The sequence below is a fragment of the Adlercreutzia sp. CNCM I-6207 genome (assembly GCF_977072305.1).
On the sequence record NZ_CDRVLZ010000010.1, the window covers coordinates 77,353 to 95,217 of the forward strand.

Genomic DNA, 17,865 nt, shown 5'->3' on the forward strand with positions numbered 1-17,865 from the left:
GCCTTGGCCTGCGAAACCGTGGCGCGAGAACGATTCGACGGAGATGCGGCACGGCGCGCTGTCGTCGCGCCGCCACCGCGCTTCGCCGTGGCGCCGGCGGCCGCGCCACCGTTGCGCGGGGTTACCGCCTTCGAAGTGCTCTTCGGTCTTGTTGCGGCCCGCGCCGACGGACGAGATGCGGATGAGGAGGGTCGAGCAGAGGAAGACTGCGCTGTTGCGGAAGGAGACGATCGAACGGTGCCCTTCGGACGAGAAACGCGGTTCGAAGGCATGACGATGCGCCGCTCGGCCCTCGCCCGCGCACGGCGCTCCTCGCTGCTCGGACGCTCGTCGGAGGGCCTACGCGTCGCCATGGGCGCTCGAACTTTCCGAAGCGGCCTCCTTGCGGTGTCTCAGCTCGGCGGCCAGGGCGCGCGCCGCCGCCACGGTGTAGTAGATAGTGACGCCAAGAGACAGGATGAGCCCCGCGTAGATGAACCAGATGCCCCAGGAGACGGCCTCGCCGTTGAACCCGGGCAACCAGGAGATGTCGCACCAGCCCAAACCGGGGATGAGCGGCGCGTTCAAGAGAAGCCCGGCAAAGCCGATGAACAGAAACGTCGTGGCGAACTTCCCCGGATAGATGACGGGCACGCGGATGCGGTAGCGCGACAAAAGCCACGCCCCCCCGATGAGCAGGTAGGCGTCGCGCAGCACCACGACGACGATGACCCACAAGGGAATGCGGCCGACGAGGAACACGCCGAGGACGCCGGTGATCATGAGGATGCGATCCACCGCAGGATCGAGGATCTGCCCCAGCTTCGACACCGTGTGGGTGCGGCGGGCCAGCTGTCCATCGATGAAGTCGCTGGCGGCAGCAGCGGCAAAGACAAGCGTGGCAGCCAGGTTGAAGCCGGACAGCAGAAGCCACAGGTACACAGGCACGAGGCACAGGCGCACGAAGGAGACGACGTTGGCCGCCGTGAAGATCTCGCTTGTCACCTGCTCGGGGATCCCTTCCCCATCTCGCTGCCCTTCGGCCATGAGGCGTCCTGCTCCTTCCCTACAAAAACCGGACCCTCGTCGAGGGTCCGGCGCACGTGCCGATAACGGCATATTTTAGCAGAGCGGCAAGCCCTTCTCAGACTCACCACGAAACTTAACGAGCGGTTAAGCTTACGATTCCGTCACCGCCGCCTTCGGGTCGGGGACGTGCACCACGCGGCAGGATTTTGCCGTGGCGATGGGTGTATAGGCGGGATCCATGGTCAGGCAGTGCTTGGGGCAGACGCGCACACAGGTGCCGCACTGCACGCAGCGGAACGGATCGATGGCCCAGGTGCGCTCCTTCTTCTCCACCGCGATGGCATCGGCCGGGCAGCTCTTGGCGCAGATGCCGCACAGGATGCACGCGCTCGCGTCGTTTTCGATATGGCCCTTGAGCCCCGCCGGGGCCGGTTTCTGCTCGAAGGGGTACAGCACGGTCTCGGGCTTCTTGAACAGAGAGCCGAAGGTCATGCCGCCCAGTTTGAAGCTTCCCATGCTCGCCTACCTTTCCGTGCAGCTGATGCAGGGGTCGATGGTCAGGATGATCATATTGACGTCGGCCAAGTCGCACCCTTTCAGGGCCACGGTCATGCCGGCGAGGTTCTGCGAGGTCGGCGTGCGCATGCGCATGCGCTCCAGGTTCTTCGACCCATTGCCGCGCGCGTAGTAGTAGCACTCGCCGCGGGGCTGCTCCAGCACGTTGGATGCCTGGGCGCCGTCGGCCGGCGCGCCCTTCACCGCCACCTCGATGTCGCCGGCGGGGATCTTCGCGCCGAGCTCCTTGATGATCTCGATGGACTGCAGCACCTCCAAACAGCGCACCTTCACGCGGGCGTAGCAGTCGCCCTCGGTGGCCGTGATGGGTGCGAAGTCCGCCAGATCGCCGTAGGCGCCGCGCCCGAAGGAGCGCACGTCGTAGGGCAGGTTGGAAGCGCGGGCGAAAGGACCCACCATGGAAAGCGCCGCCGCATCCTCGGTGGTGATGTGGCCCACGCCCACGGTGCGGTTCTTCACCGACGTATCAGTGAGCAACGTGTTCATGATCTGCGTGTACTCGCCCTTGATACCGTCGAGCACCGAGACAATCTCGGCCATCTGGCTCGCGTCGATGTCGCGCACCACACCGCCCACCTTCACCACGGACAGGATGACCCGTCCCCCGGTGGTCTTCTCGAACAGGTCGAGCACGCGCTCGCGCAAACGCCAGCAGTGCATGAACATCGACTCGAAGCCGAAGGCGTCGGCGGCAAGGCCCAGCCACAATAGGTGCGAGTGGATACGGGACAGCTCGTGCCAGATGACGCGCAGATACTCGGCGCGCTTGGGCACCTCCACGCCCATGAGGGACTCGACGGTCTCGGCATAGCCGAGGGAGTGTCCCATGGCGCAGATGCCGCAGATGCGCTCGGCAATGTAGATGAACTGGTTGTAGTCGCGGGTCTCCACGAGCTTCTCCAGGCCGCGGTGCACGAACCCGATCTGCGGGAGCACGTCCACGACGGTCTCGTCCTGCACCACCAGATCGAGGTGCAGAGGCTCCGGGAGCACCGGGTGCTGGGGCCCGAAGGGAATGACGGTCGCCTTGCTCATGCTATTCTCCCTTCCCTTCTGCGGCCTTTCGGGCCTTGGCTTCCATAGCGGCGCGCACCTTCGCGGCCTTCTCCGGATCCAGACCCGCTATCTTGGCCTCGATCTCCTCTTCCGTGGGGCCAGCCGGCGCCGGGGCGGCAGCCGCGGCCTTCTTGGCCTTGGCCTCCATGGCCGCCCTCACTTTCGCGGCCTTCTCCGGGTCGAGCCCGGCGATCTTGGCCTGGATCTCCTCCTCGGTGGGGCCAGTTGGCGCCTCGGTCGGTGCGGCCGCCTTCGCCTCCTTGGCGGCCTTGGCCGCGGCGATCTTCTTCGCCTTCTCGCGCGCCGCCAACTGCTCGGGGCTCACGACGGTCATGGGGGCCTTCTCCGCCAGCTGGTAGAACATGCCGCCGAAGTCGATGGCGATGTCGCTGATGGCCACGTCGAACAGGTCGTGGATCTCGTTCTCGCAGACGAAGGCCTCCAAGTACAGATCGGTGATGGAGGGTACCACGTCGGTCTGCTTCACGCCGCTCACGTTGAAGTTGGCGAGATGCCCGTCCTTCATGTAGGAGTAGACGAGATCGATGCCCTCCTCGGTGTTCACCGCGAGGATCTGCACGTAGCGCCAGCCCTCGGCATGGCGCGCGGCCGCCAAGTCGTGCACGCCGGCCAGCGGCAGCTCCTCGAAGGTCTGCTCAAAGGTCGTCATTTCTCACGCTCCCTTCCTGGCGGCGGCCAGGGCCGCCGACTTCTCGTCGAGCTTCGCCACGCCGGCCACCACGGCGTCGATGATCTGCTCCGGGCGCACGGCGCAACCCGGGGCGTACACATCGACGGGGATGGCCTTGTCCACGCCGCCGATGACGTTGTAGCAGTCGTGGAAGACCCCGCCGGTGCAGGCGCAGATGCCGCAGGCCACGACCACCTTGGGCTCGAGCATCTGGTCGTAGATCTCGCGGACGACGCCGATGTTCTGCTCGTTCACGCTGCCGGTGACGAGGAAGATGTCGGCGTGCTTGGGATTGCCCGTGTTCACCACGCCGAACCGCTCGCCGTCGAAGCCGGGGCACAGCGTGGCCAGGACCTCGATGTCGCAGCCGTTGCAGCTGGAGCCGTCGTAGTGGATGACCCAGGGCGATTTCGATGCGAATGCCATGTGCCTACCTCCTTACAAAAACGCGAGGAACGCGACGTTCACACCGCCGGCGACAAGGGCCACGAGCCACGCCGACTTGAACATGAACTGCCACTTCACGCGCGCGAAGTTGTTGTCGATCCAGATCTCCAGGAAGTACATCAATAGCACGATGACGATGGCGACCAGAATGGAGATGGGGTTCGCCCACAGGAAGAACATGCCGATCCAGCCGAGGAACAGCACGTTCTCGCACCAGTGCATGATCTCCACCATGCCGAGCACAGGTCCGCTCATCTCGGTAGTCATGCCGCGCACGATCTCCTGATGGGCGTGATGCGACATGGACAGGTCGAAGGGCGACTTGCGCAGCTTGATGGTGAGGATGAAGAGCACGCCCAGGAACACGAGCCAGATGGTGCAAATGATCGGGTGGTCGAGCTGGAGCACCTCGGCCACGTCGAAGGAGCCCGAGGCCTGGAAGAAGGCCACGGCCATGAGCAGCACCATGGGCTCGTAGCTCATCACCTGCAGCGTCTCGCGGGCCGCGCCGATCTCGGCGTAGGGGCTGCGCGTGGAATAGGCGGCCATGATGAAGAACAGGCTCGACAGCGTGATGACGAACACGCACAGAAGCAGGTTGCCGCCGGAGTAGAAGATGCCGCCGGCGATGAGCGCGAACAGCAGCGCGCAGGCCACGTAGACACCCTCCACGGAGTTCACGGAGACGCGCTCCTTCTCGAAGAGCTTGCGCACGTCGTAGTAGGGCTGCAGAAGCGGCGGCCCCACGCGGCCCTGCATGCGAGCCGAGATGATGCGATCCAAACCGGCCAGGAGGCACCCGACGACGGGGCCCGCCACGGCGAACAGGAGGGTGCCGATGAGTGTCGTAAGCAAAGTCATGAGATCACACCCTTCCTAAAAGCCCATCGGGCCCGCGACGATGGCGATCACGAACGCGGCGACCATGATGAGCGTGTTGAACGCCACGCCGACCGGGGCGATGCGCGCCTCGCCGAACACGGATTCCATGTACCAGTTGCGCGTCGTGGCCTCAGTGGTGCCCGACAGCGAGTTCTGGAAGGCGCGGGAGTCGTTGTCGCGGCTGATGCCGGCCAGATAGACGCTCGCCCGACGCGACTTCTGCTTCGATCCGAGGCCGGCGAACAGCACGGCCACCACGATAACGGTGCAGATGGAGGCGAGCCACAGGTTGTCCGTGGCGATATCCTGGCCGAGCATGCCGTAGACGCTGGCCACGTAGGGCTCGACGAGCGTCGAGGAGATGAGCGGCAGGAACACGCAGGCCAGCACGAGCAGGCAGGCCATAAGGAGCAGCGCCGCCCATTCCGTCGGCTTCACCGTGACCTCCACGTTCTCCGGCTCGCCGGCGATGCCGGAGAGCTTGCCGAGCCATTTGGCCCAGAACATGAACGTGGCGGCGCTGCCGAAGGCCAAGATGATGATGAGGGCGACCTGGCGGGTGTCCACGAAAGACACGAGCGTGGCCCACTTGGCGAGCAGCATGCCGAAGGGCGCGATGAACATGCACATGATGCCGAGCATCATGAAGCGGGCCAGGCGCGGCATGCGGTCGAACAGAAGATCCATGGACTCGATGTCGCGGCTGCCGATATGGTGCTCGGCGGTGCCGACGCACAGGAACAGAAGCGACTTCGCGATGGCATGGAACAGGATGAGGAAGCACGCGGCCCATACCGCCTCGGCGGTGCCCACGCCGGCGCAGGCCGTGATGAGGCCCAAGTTGGCAATGGTGGAATAGGCCAGCACGCGCTTGGCGTTGGACTGCGAGATGGCCATGAACGAGCACAGCGCGAAAGTGATGCCGCCCACGAGCATGACCATGACCGCCGGTGCCGGCGACACGTGGAACACGGGTGCCAGCTTCACCAGCAGAAAGACGCCGGCCTTCACCATGGTGGAGGAGTGCAAAAGCGCCGAAGTGGGCGTCGGGGCCACCATAGCGCCCAGAAGCCAGGTCTGGAACGGCATCTGCGCCGCCTTGGTAATGCCCGCGAAGGCCAGCGCGGTGACGGCCAAGGTGGTCAGGGCCGGATTGTTCTGGCCGATGACGAGGAACTCGTAGAACGAGAAGGTGCCCACGGTAAGGGCGCAGCACCACAGCGCCACGAGGAACCCGAGGCCGCCGGCCAGGTTCATGATGATCTGGCGGAAGGCGTTGGCGATGGCCTCCTCGGTGCGGGTGTAGCCGATGAGGAGGAACGAGCAGAGGGTCGTCACTTCCCAGCCGGCGAACATCCACTCCATGTTGTTCGAGAACACGATGACGTACATGGCGGAGAGGAACACGAACATCAGCGCGAAGAACATCGGGCGACGATCCGGCGCCCCTTCCGGCTCGTGGGCCTGGAAATCCTCCATGTAGCCCAAGGCGTAGATGCAGATGCCGCTTCCCACCACGCCGATGATGAAGGTCATCAGCAGCGAGAGCGAATCGAAGTACAGGCCGTAGGGCACCTCGATGCCGTGGGAGAACATGAACTCGAGGATGAGCGTGCCGACCACCTGCACGCCCGCGAGCACGGCGGCCCACAGGTTCTTGTAGCGCACGGCGAACCACACGATGGCCGCCGCGATGGCCACGGAGATGCCCGTGCAGATGAAGTCGATGGCCATGCTCTCGAACGCGAAGAGCGTGCAGCTCGCCCCCAGGTTCATGACCACGAGCACGACCGACGCCAGCGCGATGACAACGCCCGACACGCAGACGATGACGCGGCGCGGCCCCTCCTGCCGCACGAATAAGAGCGCGGCGGCCACAATGAGGGGGAACACGATGAGGAAGCCGATCAGTCCGAAACTGAACTCCATTCAGGATCCTCCTAACCTAATATACCGGCCTCTCCGCAGCCTCATAATTTTCTGCGATTAGGCGAGATCCCTCGGATCCTGCTCCCTACCATAGCAAAGGAGGCGCAGGTAATCGCGCCCCCATCCCCCGACTCATGAGCAATACTCGGTAAAAGGGTCATCGTAATTATGCAGTTGATCAATTTTCGCGAAACCTCATCCGCTCGCGGCCGAATCGAACCGTCAGCCCAGAAGGGCGCCGGCCACGCCGCCGATCAGCGACGGCAAGAGCCACGCGAAACCGTAGGCGTACAGCGGAGCGGCTTCGACGAACGCGAAGGCACCGGTGAGATCGTGCACCGTGAGGAGGAGACTCGCCGCCACGGCGGCGAGCGCCGCCCCCTTGAACACCCAGGTGCCGCGCAGGTGCTTGCGGAACAGCAAGAGCACCACCGTCGTCATGAACGGCGGGCAGACCACGGACAAAATCGGGCTCGCCAGGGCGATGATGTTCGTAAGGCCGAGATTGCAGATGAGCAGCGCCGCCACGACGACGACGATGAGGGCCGTCCGGTAGCTCACCCGCCGCATGGTGATGCGCTCGACGTAGTCGGCCGTTGCGCCGCACAGCCCGATGGCCGTGGTGAGACAGGCGAGGCCCACGACAATGCCCAGCACTGCCACACCGGCCTCCCCCATGAGCTTCCACACGATCATGGTAATGAGCTCGGCCTGGCTGACCGTGTGCGGCACGACGCTGGCGGAGGTGGCGCCCAAGTAAGTAAGACCGCCGTAGATGACGGCGAGCAGCACGCAGGCCACGAGGCTCGCCCGGGCCGTAACGCGCATCTGATCGCGCTTCTCGCCGTAGCCGGCGGCCCGCACCGATTCCTGCACGAGGATGGAAAACCCGACAACCGCGAGGATGTCCATGGTCTGGTAGCCCGCGAGCACGCCGTCGGCTACGACGGTGTCCGTCTCGGGAGCGCCCACAGGTCCCAGCGGATTCACGATGCCGGCGATGACCATGACCACGATGCCGGCCACCAGAAGCGGCGTGAGCACCTTACCCACCACATCGATGATGCGCGTCGGCCGCAAGGTCAGCAAAAGCACCACGGCGAAGAATGCGACCGAAAACGGCAGCAGCCCGATGACGTCGCCGAACCAGGGGGCAATGGCCATCTCGAAGGTAGTGGCGGCGCAGCGCGGCGGAGCGATGAGCATGCCCACGCACAGGATGGCGGCGGTGTTCAGCGCCAGGCCGGCCTTCTTGCCCAGGGCATTTTGGATGGAGAGGATGGAGCCCCCCGCGTTGTTGATGGCGAACACGCCCACGCAGGAGACCACCACGTCGAAGAACACGAAGCACGCTAGGCCGAGCGGCCACAGCTCGCCCGACTCCATGCCGAGGTACGGCGGGAAGATGAGATTGCCGGCGCCGAAGAACATGGCGAACAGCGCCAAGCCGACGACCAGCGCGTCTTTGTTCACGGGCACCTCCCCTCTCTCGTCGTCGACGCGGACGTTTTCGCATCTATTGTCGATGAATGGAGGGGTCATGATGACGTATCGGCAGCGCAGTTACCCGCCCAATGCCGAAGCGGCACGAAATCGTCACGGACGATGGAAAGTGCCTGGATTTTTCCCGGAACGCGCCTCTGGGCAACCGCGAGCCGAGGCAACAAAAAGCCACGCCGATCCGAGATCACCCAGCAGCAGGGCTATCGGATGGCGTCGCGCGCCGCCTCGGAAAGCGCGATAACGAGAGCGCCCTCCTTGACGCCCTCAAGCAAGGCCGGCATGTCCAACTCGCCAAAGAAGGCCTCACGCTGCGCATCGGCGTCCTTCCCCTCGCCGTCAGCCAGCACGATGACATCGGCACCGGCGACGAGCTGGGCCGCGACGTCGGCCGTCTCGCGCTGGAGCACGCGCAGCTCCCCCACCGAAAGATCAGCCTTCACCAGCGCCGTGGCCAGATCCATGGCGAGGTTCTCGGTGTACGTGTCGCTCTCCGGCTCTGCGGCGATCATGAGCAGCCGCGGGTTCTCGGGCCAGCGCCCGCGCACGGCCTCGGCAAGACCCGAGTCCTCCCGCAACGTGGCGAACCGGTACATCCCGCGAATCTCGTAATCCATGGGCTCGGGTGCGACGATAACTTCCATGGGAACCTCCTCGTTGCATTTTCCCGGCTCTGTCGCCGGATCCTGCTTGTTTGGGCATAGCCTACCACGACAGCAAAACCCGAGTTATCGAGTCTTCCTATGAGAGTATCGGCGCTTCCCCGCCTCGGAAGCTTAATGCGGCGGGGATCAGGAGTCCTATAACCTTAAGAACGGATACTTAATTCGGGCTTGTCACTAAACTGGCATCGAAGCTTTTCCGTACGCACTAATATGCACACTCTCGGGATGCTGGGATTATCGCCGGTGGCTTTGTCGAACAAAAGAGAGGCGAAGAACCGTTCGGAAAATTTCCTCTTGCAAAGGCGTTGCGGTCGGGTTATCATAGCAAAGCTGTTTGAGTGAGAGCTCAAAAGCACCAACGGGTTGTGGCGCAGTTTGGTAGCGCACTTGACTGGGGGTCAAGGGGCCGCAGGTTCAAATCCTGTCAACCCGACCAGAACTTAGAGAGCCGGCATAATGCCGGCTCTTTTACTACGAGCGCGTATTTAGAGCTAACGGGCAAGTCAGTCAGGAATTAGATCAGAGTTTCGAGCAATGCGAAGGAATTAGTTAAGGGTTTCGGACATCACGAGAGAAATAGTCGGGAATTTCGAGCAGCAAATCGACCCATTGCAGGCAATTTGCTTCGAAACACACCCGAAACTCCCAACTACTTCCGATCTCGCAACATCACTCTGCTCGAAACTTCCAACTATTTCCAAAATCTTGCGAGTTATTTGATTCGCTATGTCACCGTTCAGGACGACCCATCTTCCCAGGTCACGCTCTGGGTTATGCCTTGGGTTAGGCATTTAACCCAATTTCGTCGATCGGCCCGATGCGCGGTTTTGCGAACCGGGCCATGATGCAACCCGTCAGCAGCGCTCGGCAATCGGACAGAGCCGAAGAGGACGGTTCCACCAGCCGAGCGCGAAGGGAGCGCGGTTCGAAGAAGCCGCCCGTCGTTCAGGAGGGTCATCATGGAAGTCACCCGTCGCGATTTATTCAAGTTCACCGGACTGGCCGCCGCCGGAGTCGTGGGAGCGAGCGCCCTTGCGGGCTGCGCCCCGAAAACCGCCGCGGAGACGGCCACGCTCGCGGATACCGGCTCTGCCGATGCCGGGCTGCCCGCCTTCCTGCAAGCTCCCGAGCCCATTACCGACTTCGCAGACACCCGCGAGTACGACGTCGTTGTCGTAGGTGCCGGCGAGTCGGGCCTGTCCGCGGCCCATTCCGCCGTAGCCGCCGGCGCCAAGGTGGCCTGCGTTCAGAACATCGGAACCGCCCAGACGACGGGCAACATGGGCGCCTCGGTGGACACCACCAAGACCGACGAGGCCGGCATCCAGGCCTGCGTCGCCTTCCTCATGGAGAAAAATGCCTACCGCTCGAACCGCAAGCTGCTGGAAGCGTGGGCCCGCAACTCCTACGAGGCCGTTACCTGGTGGGCGGACACGGCGGCCGAGGGCGGCGCCGAGTCGAAGCCCTACGATTCCGAGCGCGAGTACAACGGCTACACCTACTACTTGCACGCGAACACCTACAACCACTTGGAAGGCGCCCACAACGACGCGGCCCTGGCCGTCTGCGATGCGGTAGCCGCCGAGGGCGTGGAGTTCTTCTTCAACTCCCCGACCGTGCAGCTGTACAAGGAGGGGGAGCGCGTGGCCGGCGTGATCTGCGAGACCGAGGAGGGCAACGTGCTCTTCAAGGCCGCCAAAGGCGTCATCCTCGCCTCCGGCGACTGCTCCGGCAACCAGGAAATGCGCGATTACTACTGTCCCGACCTGCGAGGCTTCAAGACCATGAGCCCCTTCCGCGACGGCATGGGCATGATGGCCGGCATCTGGGCCGGGGCGCAGATGACGCCGGTGAACCACTCGAAGATGGTTCACGGCGGCGGTGCGCTGACCCGTCTGGAGCTGCCCTTCCTGAACCTGGACATCCACGGAGAGCGCTTCATGAATGAAGTTCTGTCCTTCGCCTACCTGAACAACCTCATGCGCGGGTACCTCGAGGAGTACGATTTCCAGAACCCCATGGCGGCGAAGTTCTTCACCATCATGCCGGCGAACTGGGTCGAGATTGGCGAGCAGTGGGCCGCAGCCCATCCCAACGAGGTGAAGTTCGGCGTGGGCAACATGAAGATTCCCTCGGAGGATCAGTTCGTCAAGGGCGAGACCTTCGCCGAGTTGGCGGCCAACATCAACGCCTACATGGAAGCCGAGGAGTGGCACATCGACCCCATCGACGAGCAGGCCATCGTCGCGTCCATCGAGGCCTACAACGAGCTGTGCGCGACCGGCTCCGACGGCCAGTTCGGAAAGCGGGCCGACTATCTGGTGCCCATCGAGCAGGGACCGTTCTTCGCGGTGCCCCGTGGCGCGAACTCCGTGCCGGCCGTGCTCGGCATCGCGGCCACGCTGCTCGCCCGGCGCATCGTGCCGCTCAGCTCCCACCATTGGGCGCGATTCGGCTCACTTGCGGCCATGCTCGCCGCCTCCCTCTGTCTCATCGCCGCACCCGAGTTCCCCTCGGCTGCAGTGCCGCTGGCTACAGCGGGCGCCTTGCTGGGAGCCTTCGGCTTCTGCGCGATACTCCTCATGTTCAACGAGGCCATCGTGCCTTTGAGCCTCATCCGCATCGCCCTGTTCACGGCGGCATCCCGCTTCATCGCCGTGCCAATGACCTACTTGTGCCAGGGACTTGCCGGCACGCGCTTTGCCCTCGTGCTCGTGCTTCTGCCGCTGCTGTCGCTCGGCTGTCTCGCTCTGGCTTTCCGTTCCCTTCCGGAACGGGAGCGGGTGGTGCGGCCCTATCCTAAATTCTCCTATCCTTGGAAACCCTTGGCAGTGCTGTGCATATACGCCTTCGCCTACGGAATGCGAACCGCCCAGTTGCCCGAGGGTGCCGGCGTCCATTCCTCGCTTTCCACCGCGCTCGTCATGGGCGGGTTCTTCGTCGTCGTATACTTTTTCTCCGATCGCTTCTCGGTGAGCGCCCTGTTCCGCTCGCCCCTTCTCCTCATGGTGTGCGGCGTTCTGCTCATACCGGCCGAAGGCGTGCTCGGCACCACAGCGGCAGGCTACCTCATCTCCATGGGCATGACGCTCATGTCGCTGCTCATCTCGCTTTTATTCTACGACCTCTCGAAACGCATGGGCATCGCCATCGTGGCACTCACCGGCATTATGCGCGTGAACACCCTGTTCACTCTGTGGGGCGCCGGGTGCACTGATCTTCTGGGACGCACGGGCCTCGATGAGGGCACCCAGTCCATCCTCGTCAGTGCCGCCGTGGTTATGCTCGTGCTGGCCAGCACCCTCATGCTGCTCTCCGAGAGGGATCTCGCCTCGCGTTGGGGCATCAAGCTTTTGGAGACGGAGACTCTGGCAGCCGACAGCCTGCGGGCCGAGGCTATCGCCGAGCGCTGCGACGCCGTGTCCGCCTCGTGCCACTTGAGCCCCCGGGAGGACGAGATCTGCCGTCTCATCGCGAGCGGCAAGACCAACCAGCAGATCGAGAGGGAGCTGTTCATTGCCTCCGGCACGCTGAAGGCGCATATCCAGCACATCTACGTAAAATGCGACGTGCACTCGCGCAAGGAGCTCATCGCCCTGTGCGGCGGCGAGTGATGCCTCAGGGCTTCAGATGCGCCTGTGCTGATGGACCTGTTACTTCTCCGTGCCGTCACCGAACAGGAGGTCACGCTCGTCGCCGGGGAGCTTGGCGCGGGCCTGCTCGCGCAGATTGTTCAGGCCGGCGAGATACTGACGGTACAGCACCACCGTGAGGTAGCGGCCCGCCGGCGTGAGCGTCAGCTCGTCGGCGTCGTCGGTGGCAAACGCGCCGTTAGCGCGCATGAAGGCCATCTCCACGGGCAGCCCCCGCTCCACGGACACGCCGAAATCGCGCTCGAACTCGTGCTTGTCGAAGCGCAGGCTGTACAGCTGCAGCAGGAACTTGTAGCGCATGAGGTCGCGTCGGGGCAGGTCGGTCTTGCCGAGTAGTGGCGTGACGCCGGCGCGCACCAACTCGCCGTATTCTTCCAAATTGAACGTGTTCACGAATAGGTTGTCACCCAAATGCGTGATGGAGCCGGACCCGATGCCCACGCACTCCTCGTAGGACACGGCGTACTCGTCCACTTCCAGATGTTGCTTGCGCTTAAGGTTCTCGTCGAGCCGGTTGAAGGTCCACAAGGTACGGCGCTCGAAGAAGGGCGCATCACCCCCCGCGAGGATCTCGTCCAAGATATGATAGAAGCGCCGTTCCTTGTCGTAGTCCATCCTCCCCAGCACCTGCTCCATTTTGCGCGTGGTGGCGTGGGACTGGTACAAAGGCGAGAACGTCGTCTGATGGCAGCCGCACAGCGCGATCTTCTCACAGTCGGAGATGAGGATGTCCTCGGTCTGCGTGGGGAAGTTGAAGATCATGTCCACATTGAGCGACTCGAAATAGGGCGCCGCCTCGCCGATGCGCTCGAAGATCTCCTCCCCGCTTCCGTACTTCTGGTAGCGGTCCATCTGGCGCAGAAGCCCGTCGTCGAAGGACTGCACGCCCACGGAGAGGCGCTGGATGCGGCCGTGCAGCTTGTCAAGGTACTCCGGGATGAGGTGGTTCGGGTTCGTCTCCGAATTCACCTCCTTCACATGGAAGAGGTCGCGGGCCAGATCGATGGTCTCGCACAGCTCGTCGATGTCCACCGTCGGCGTGCCGCCGCCGACGTACACGCTCTCGAAGTCGTAGCCCTGCGCGGCCAGCATCCGCATCTCCTGGCGCAGGGCCTGGAAATAGTCGCGGGCCCGCTGCTCGCGATAGGGGAAGCGGTTGAAGGAGCAATAGGGGCACAGCCGCTCGCAGAAGGGAACGTGCACGTAAAGCGTGTAGGGGCGGCCGGGCACCGGGTCGGGAAGCGCGTCCTCGGGCACGGGATGCAAGGTCAGGGTCTTGTCGGTCATGGCGCGGACGACGGTAGTGAGCATGCGCTCCGAGAGCATCGATACCTCCTGAGTCTATTCAAGCGTAAGGAGGATTTTAGCACTCCCTTTGGGACAATACCCGACCTTTGCCCTAAGGGTATGCGGAACGCACAAACTCGCCCTGCCGCCGCGCGAAGCTAGAACTGCAGCCACCCACTTCCCGCGTCGCACGCATTCCCGAGAGAGGGTGTGGGACGTTCACGCGAGCGCCGATCTTCCCACGCCGCCCTGCTCGATGGCGTCCAGCAGCCCCTGGCGATCGTAAACGCCCAGCTTCCGATAGATATTGCTCACATGGTGCTTCACCGTGCCCTGGGCGATGGAAAGCTCATCGCAGATATAGGGAACCGAACGTCCCCGGGCAAGCAGCACGAGCACCTCTGATTCCCGGTTGGTGAGATGCCCCATGGCGGCCACAGCCGCGCACTTCTGCTCGAGGGACTCGTCGGTGCGCTGGGCCCGGGGCGTCACGTAGAGCCGTTGCACATCGGCCATGGTAAAGAACAGCATGCCGATGATGGCAAGCAGCAGCACCGCGACCAGACAGATATCGGTGCGCAGCTGGGCCGTCCAGAACGGCGCGAACAGAAATCCGTCCGCAACCACCGAACCGACGAGCGTGCCGGCGCGGGTCGCCAAAATCGCCACGCCGAAGGAGAGGGCCACGGGGATGCGCCCCCTGAAGGCGATGTCCGTAGAGACGAGCATGAGAAGCATATCGAGGCAGTAGACGCCCATGATAATGAGCCCCGACCCCAGGAAGGGATAGACCGCGGGCTGCAAGAGCAGAAGGACGATCCCCGCCACCATGGCGGGGATGACGGGCTTGTACAAGGTGAGGGCCTCGGAGGGGGACGAGGTCACGGCCATGGAAAGCGTGATGGCGCCGATACCGCCGCCGGCCAAAAGAAGCGATTTCGCCATATGGAACTCGTCGCCCTCGGCGAAGGTTCCCACGATGCCCTGGGTAAGACCCCAGATAACGCTGATGATGAAGAGGCAGACGAGTAGGCGCGCCACCGGTATGGTATGCACATCAAGAGGCACCACCGACGGCTCGCGACGCGGCTCGTGGCGACAGGCGTAGAGCACCGCCGTCGAGATGATCGGCAGCAACGTCGTGGCCATCACGGCTACGGGTTGGGGCATGAAGTAGATCAGGAAAAACAGCACGAACGCAAACGTGTAGGAGGCGTAGAGATGGCGGCCAACGCGACCAGTGGCCAACGCGCTCCATAGCTCGCCCCACATAATAAGGAGAAGGGCGTTGCCGAGGGAGGCCGACGCTGCAGCCATCACGAACACACCAATGCCGACGATTCCCTCCAGAAAATGCAGGGCAACAGGCATGGCGAGCGTACCGGCCGCCATAAGCGCCGCCGCGAGCACGTAGGAAGAGCCGCGTCCCGCGAAGGGGGCATAGCGGCGCGAGGCCACAACGACGGCCAGATAGGCCGCCGTCATAAGCACGAGCAGAATCAACAGGGCGTTCCCTTGGTCGAAGAGTTTGCCCGAGGTGGGTGCCACGATATCCGTGCACATAGCCACGATCTGCCACGCTTGCCAGAAGCCGAGCCCCAAAAGCCGCCAATCGGCGACGCGATCCGTCATCGCTTCCCTCATCGAGCGCCCCTCCCAAGACCTTCCGCGAAAGCCGCGGCCGCAACCGCGCCCTGCAGCATAGCGCACAGTCGGCCTTCTCGCGGGCCGAGCTGTTTCCTTCTCTTCCAAAACTACCAAAGTACTCAAAAATGGCTATGGGCCACTTCGGCTCATTTTTGCCTGAACGGGGAAAATGAGCCCCTTCGGCAGATGAATGGCACCTGACGTTTTGTCAGTCTATAGGGCGGGAGGACAATGCCGAGACGGGAAGACGCAACCGTTTCCGATCGGTGTTCCCCTAAGGACAGACGCGAGGCGGAGGGCTTCGCGCTGAGAAGAAAGGGAGATCCTATGACCGACATCAATGCCAAGGGTTTGTCGCGCCGCGCCTTCTTCGGCCTGGGCGCCACCGCCGCCGCAGGAGCCGCCGTGGCCGGACTGGCCGGCTGCTCCCCGGCGCCCCAGAGCGATGCCGCCGCGCCCGCTACCACCGGCGGCACCACCATGCCCGCTACGGGCACCGCGACCTACGAGTGGGAGATCGCGCCCGAGCCCATCACGGACATCGCCTCCACGGTGGACACCGACATCCTCGTCATCGGCGCCGGGCTTTCCGGCTGCGCCTGCGCGGCCGCTGCGGCCGAGAAGGGCGGCAAGGTGACCGTCGTCGAGAAAACGGGTAGCTTCAATGGGCGCGGCGGCGGCTTCGGCGCCATCAACTCGCGCTACATGGAGGCCCAGAACATCGTCGTGGACAAGGTGAACGCGAAGCAGCACTGGATCGCCCAGTGCGCCAGCCGCACCAACGAGGACCTTATCGTGAAGTTCTTCAACAACTCCGAGGAGGCCTCCAACTGGCTCATCGACAAGTGCGAGGCCCTGGGTGGCTCCGCCATGGTGGGCGCGTTCTACAGCCACGACGACGTCTACGCCGAGCAGCCGGGATACCATATGTTCATGATCCCCGAAGAGGCCGGCCTTACCTCCACCGGCTTCGCCGGCGCCGAACTGTGCTACCTGGACGCCGTGAAAGACGGCGCCGAGTTCGTGTTCGATTCCCCTGCCGTGCAGCTCGTGAAGGACGACTCCGGCAAGGTGTGCGGCTGCATCTGCGAGACCGCCGAGGGCTATGTGCAATACAACGCTGCCAAGGGCGTCGTGCTCGCTACCGGCGACATCGGCGGCAGCCCGGAGATGTGCGAAGCCTACGCCCCCATCTGCGCCGAGTACGGCCAGCCCCGCAGCCAGTACACCCCGGCCGGCGTGAACACCGGCGACGGCCACAAGATGGGCATGTGGGTCGGCGCGCAGCTGCAGGATCTCCCCTTCCCCACGATGATGCATCCCCAGGCCTTCTGCTGGTTCCACGGGCCCTTCCTATTCGTGAACGACAACGGCGAGCGCTTCATGTGCGAGGACACCTGGGTACAGGGCAAGTCCCTGGCCATCAACAAGCAGCCCAACGGCGAGGCCTGGTCGGTCTTCGACGCCAACTGGCCGACGGACCTCGTGAACGGCCTGCCCTACGGCGGCGGCATGTTCTGGGACTCCTTCCGTCCCTACGGCAGCGATCTTGAGCTGGCCCCCGAGTACTTCAAGACCCAGATTCCGCTGTACATCGAGCAGGGCATGGCCTATGAGGCCGACACCATCGAGGAGCTCGCCGGCAAGATCGGCTGCGACGCCGCGACGCTCACGGCCACGGTGGACCGCTACAACGGCATGTGCGAGGCGGGCGAGGACACCGACTACTACAAGAAGCCCGTATTCCTCACGCCCGTGAAGCAGGGCCCCTTCTACGCCCTGAAGGTCGGTCCGGCGCTGCTCGCCGTCTGCGGTGGCCTGAAGTGCAACAATGACTTCCAGTGCCTGGATGAGAACGGCGAGGTCATCGAGGGCCTCTACGTGCTCGGCAACATCATGGGCGACATCACCGCGGTGGACTACCCCATCAACGTCGCCGGCAACTCCCACGGCCGCTGCATTACCTTCGGTTACCTGCTCGGCCACGAACTCGCCGAGGCCTAAGCGCCCGCGCGCGAAACCGCTTACTCCGCTGCGGCCTCCCCCTCCCTGCGGCGGCGGCATTCCAGCTAGAAAGGCTCTCTTCGGAGAGCCTTTCTCTTTGTTTCTGCCCAAGCAGCCCTGCCACGCAGCATTCTGGGTGAGCGACAGCGTATTACATTTGGAAAATGTGCTTTTCTGGAAGCTCTGTTCCGGGGAAGCTACGCGGCCTTTCAAAAAAGCACATTTTCCAAGTCACTCTCGACCTTTGCTGGGATAGCTTGAAGGGTATTCCGATAAAACACCAGGTCAACGTCCTATGAAATCTCTCGACATTGAAATGCGAGCCGAGAACCATCCACTTCAATCTGGAATATGTGCTTTTCTGGAAACGCCGATCTGGAATATGTGCTTTTTTTGAACGCAAGACTCGGGCTCATGCAGACCCGCTGTTAAACCACCATTGACATAGACCCACTTTCGGTACACGCGGAAAGGGGCCTCCCGCTACGATGCGATTGTCGAGAAAGCACCGGAGAGGAGG

General features: G+C 63.4%; 13 protein-coding genes and 1 tRNA gene. 3 read left to right on the forward strand and 11 right to left on the reverse strand.

Features of this window, described 5'->3' with window-relative positions:
- Window positions 1-339: 339 nt before the first annotated feature.
- The 9 genes from ACW4QM_RS06755 to ACW4QM_RS06795 form a co-directional block, all read right to left on the reverse strand.
- The gene (locus ACW4QM_RS06755; RefSeq protein ID WP_223901042.1) at window positions 340-1,026 is read right to left on the reverse strand and encodes a CDP-alcohol phosphatidyltransferase family protein; all 687 of its coding nucleotides are present in this window, start codon (window positions 1,024-1,026) and stop codon (window positions 340-342) included.
- 132 nt (window positions 1,027-1,158) lie between these two features.
- Window positions 1,159-1,524: a 4Fe-4S binding protein gene (locus ACW4QM_RS06760; RefSeq protein WP_022739884.1), complete on the reverse strand. Its 366-nt coding sequence runs from the start codon at window positions 1,522-1,524 to the stop codon at window positions 1,159-1,161.
- 6 nt (window positions 1,525-1,530) lie between these two features.
- A complete protein-coding gene (locus tag ACW4QM_RS06765) occupies window positions 1,531-2,619 on the reverse strand; it encodes a hydrogenase large subunit (protein ID WP_114539079.1) in 1,089 nt (362 codons plus the stop codon).
- Between the two features lies 1 nt (window position 2,620).
- Window positions 2,621-3,310, reverse strand: coding sequence for an NADH-quinone oxidoreductase subunit C (locus ACW4QM_RS06770; RefSeq protein ID WP_114539080.1), 690 nt, complete (start codon window positions 3,308-3,310; stop codon window positions 2,621-2,623).
- 3 nt (window positions 3,311-3,313) lie between these two features.
- Window positions 3,314-3,757: an NADH-quinone oxidoreductase subunit B family protein gene (locus ACW4QM_RS06775; protein WP_114539081.1), complete on the reverse strand. Its 444-nt coding sequence runs from the start codon at window positions 3,755-3,757 to the stop codon at window positions 3,314-3,316.
- Window positions 3,758-3,769: 12 nt separating this feature from the next.
- A complete protein-coding gene (locus ACW4QM_RS06780; protein ID WP_223901043.1) occupies window positions 3,770-4,639 on the reverse strand; it encodes a complex I subunit 1 family protein in 870 nt (289 codons plus the stop codon).
- A 15-nt stretch (window positions 4,640-4,654) separates the two neighbouring features.
- Complete coding sequence (locus tag ACW4QM_RS06785; RefSeq protein ID WP_455798308.1) at window positions 4,655-6,589, reverse strand: NADH-quinone oxidoreductase subunit 5 family protein; 1,935 nt, start codon at window positions 6,587-6,589, stop codon at window positions 4,655-4,657.
- A gap of 222 nt (window positions 6,590-6,811) precedes the next feature.
- Entirely contained in the window at window positions 6,812-8,062 is a 1,251-nt protein-coding gene (brnQ, locus tag ACW4QM_RS06790; protein WP_206604493.1) for a branched-chain amino acid transport system II carrier protein, read from the reverse strand.
- Window positions 8,063-8,292: 230 nt separating this feature from the next.
- The gene (locus ACW4QM_RS06795; RefSeq protein ID WP_455798309.1) at window positions 8,293-8,733 is read right to left on the reverse strand and encodes a hypothetical protein; all 441 of its coding nucleotides are present in this window, start codon (window positions 8,731-8,733) and stop codon (window positions 8,293-8,295) included.
- A 380-nt stretch (window positions 8,734-9,113) separates the two neighbouring features.
- Here ACW4QM_RS06795 and ACW4QM_RS06800 point away from each other — a divergent pair.
- Together ACW4QM_RS06800 and ACW4QM_RS06805 are read left to right on the forward strand one after the other, a co-directional pair.
- Window positions 9,114-9,190 (forward strand) — tRNA-Pro (locus ACW4QM_RS06800).
- A 523-nt stretch (window positions 9,191-9,713) separates the two neighbouring features.
- The gene (locus tag ACW4QM_RS06805) at window positions 9,714-12,368 is read left to right on the forward strand and encodes an FAD-dependent oxidoreductase (protein ID WP_455798310.1); all 2,655 of its coding nucleotides are present in this window, start codon (window positions 9,714-9,716) and stop codon (window positions 12,366-12,368) included.
- Between the two features lie 39 nt (window positions 12,369-12,407).
- Here the strand turns inward: ACW4QM_RS06805 and ACW4QM_RS06810 are convergent, their stop codons facing one another.
- Window positions 12,408-13,733 (reverse strand): coproporphyrinogen III oxidase family protein, encoded by a 1,326-nt coding sequence (locus ACW4QM_RS06810; RefSeq protein ID WP_114539087.1) that lies wholly within the window; start codon window positions 13,731-13,733, stop codon window positions 12,408-12,410.
- Window positions 13,734-13,913: 180 nt separating this feature from the next.
- On the reverse strand, window positions 13,914-15,326 hold the full coding sequence (locus tag ACW4QM_RS06815; RefSeq protein ID WP_223901060.1) for a helix-turn-helix transcriptional regulator: 1,413 nt from the start codon (window positions 15,324-15,326) through the stop codon (window positions 13,914-13,916).
- A gap of 342 nt (window positions 15,327-15,668) precedes the next feature.
- Between ACW4QM_RS06815 and ACW4QM_RS06820 the strand changes: the two genes are divergently transcribed.
- Window positions 15,669-17,345 carry an FAD-dependent oxidoreductase gene (locus ACW4QM_RS06820; RefSeq protein WP_302233752.1) on the forward strand — a complete coding sequence of 559 codons (1,677 nt, stop codon included), beginning with the start codon at window positions 15,669-15,671 and terminating at the stop codon, window positions 17,343-17,345.
- Window positions 17,346-17,865: the final 520 nt, after the last annotated feature.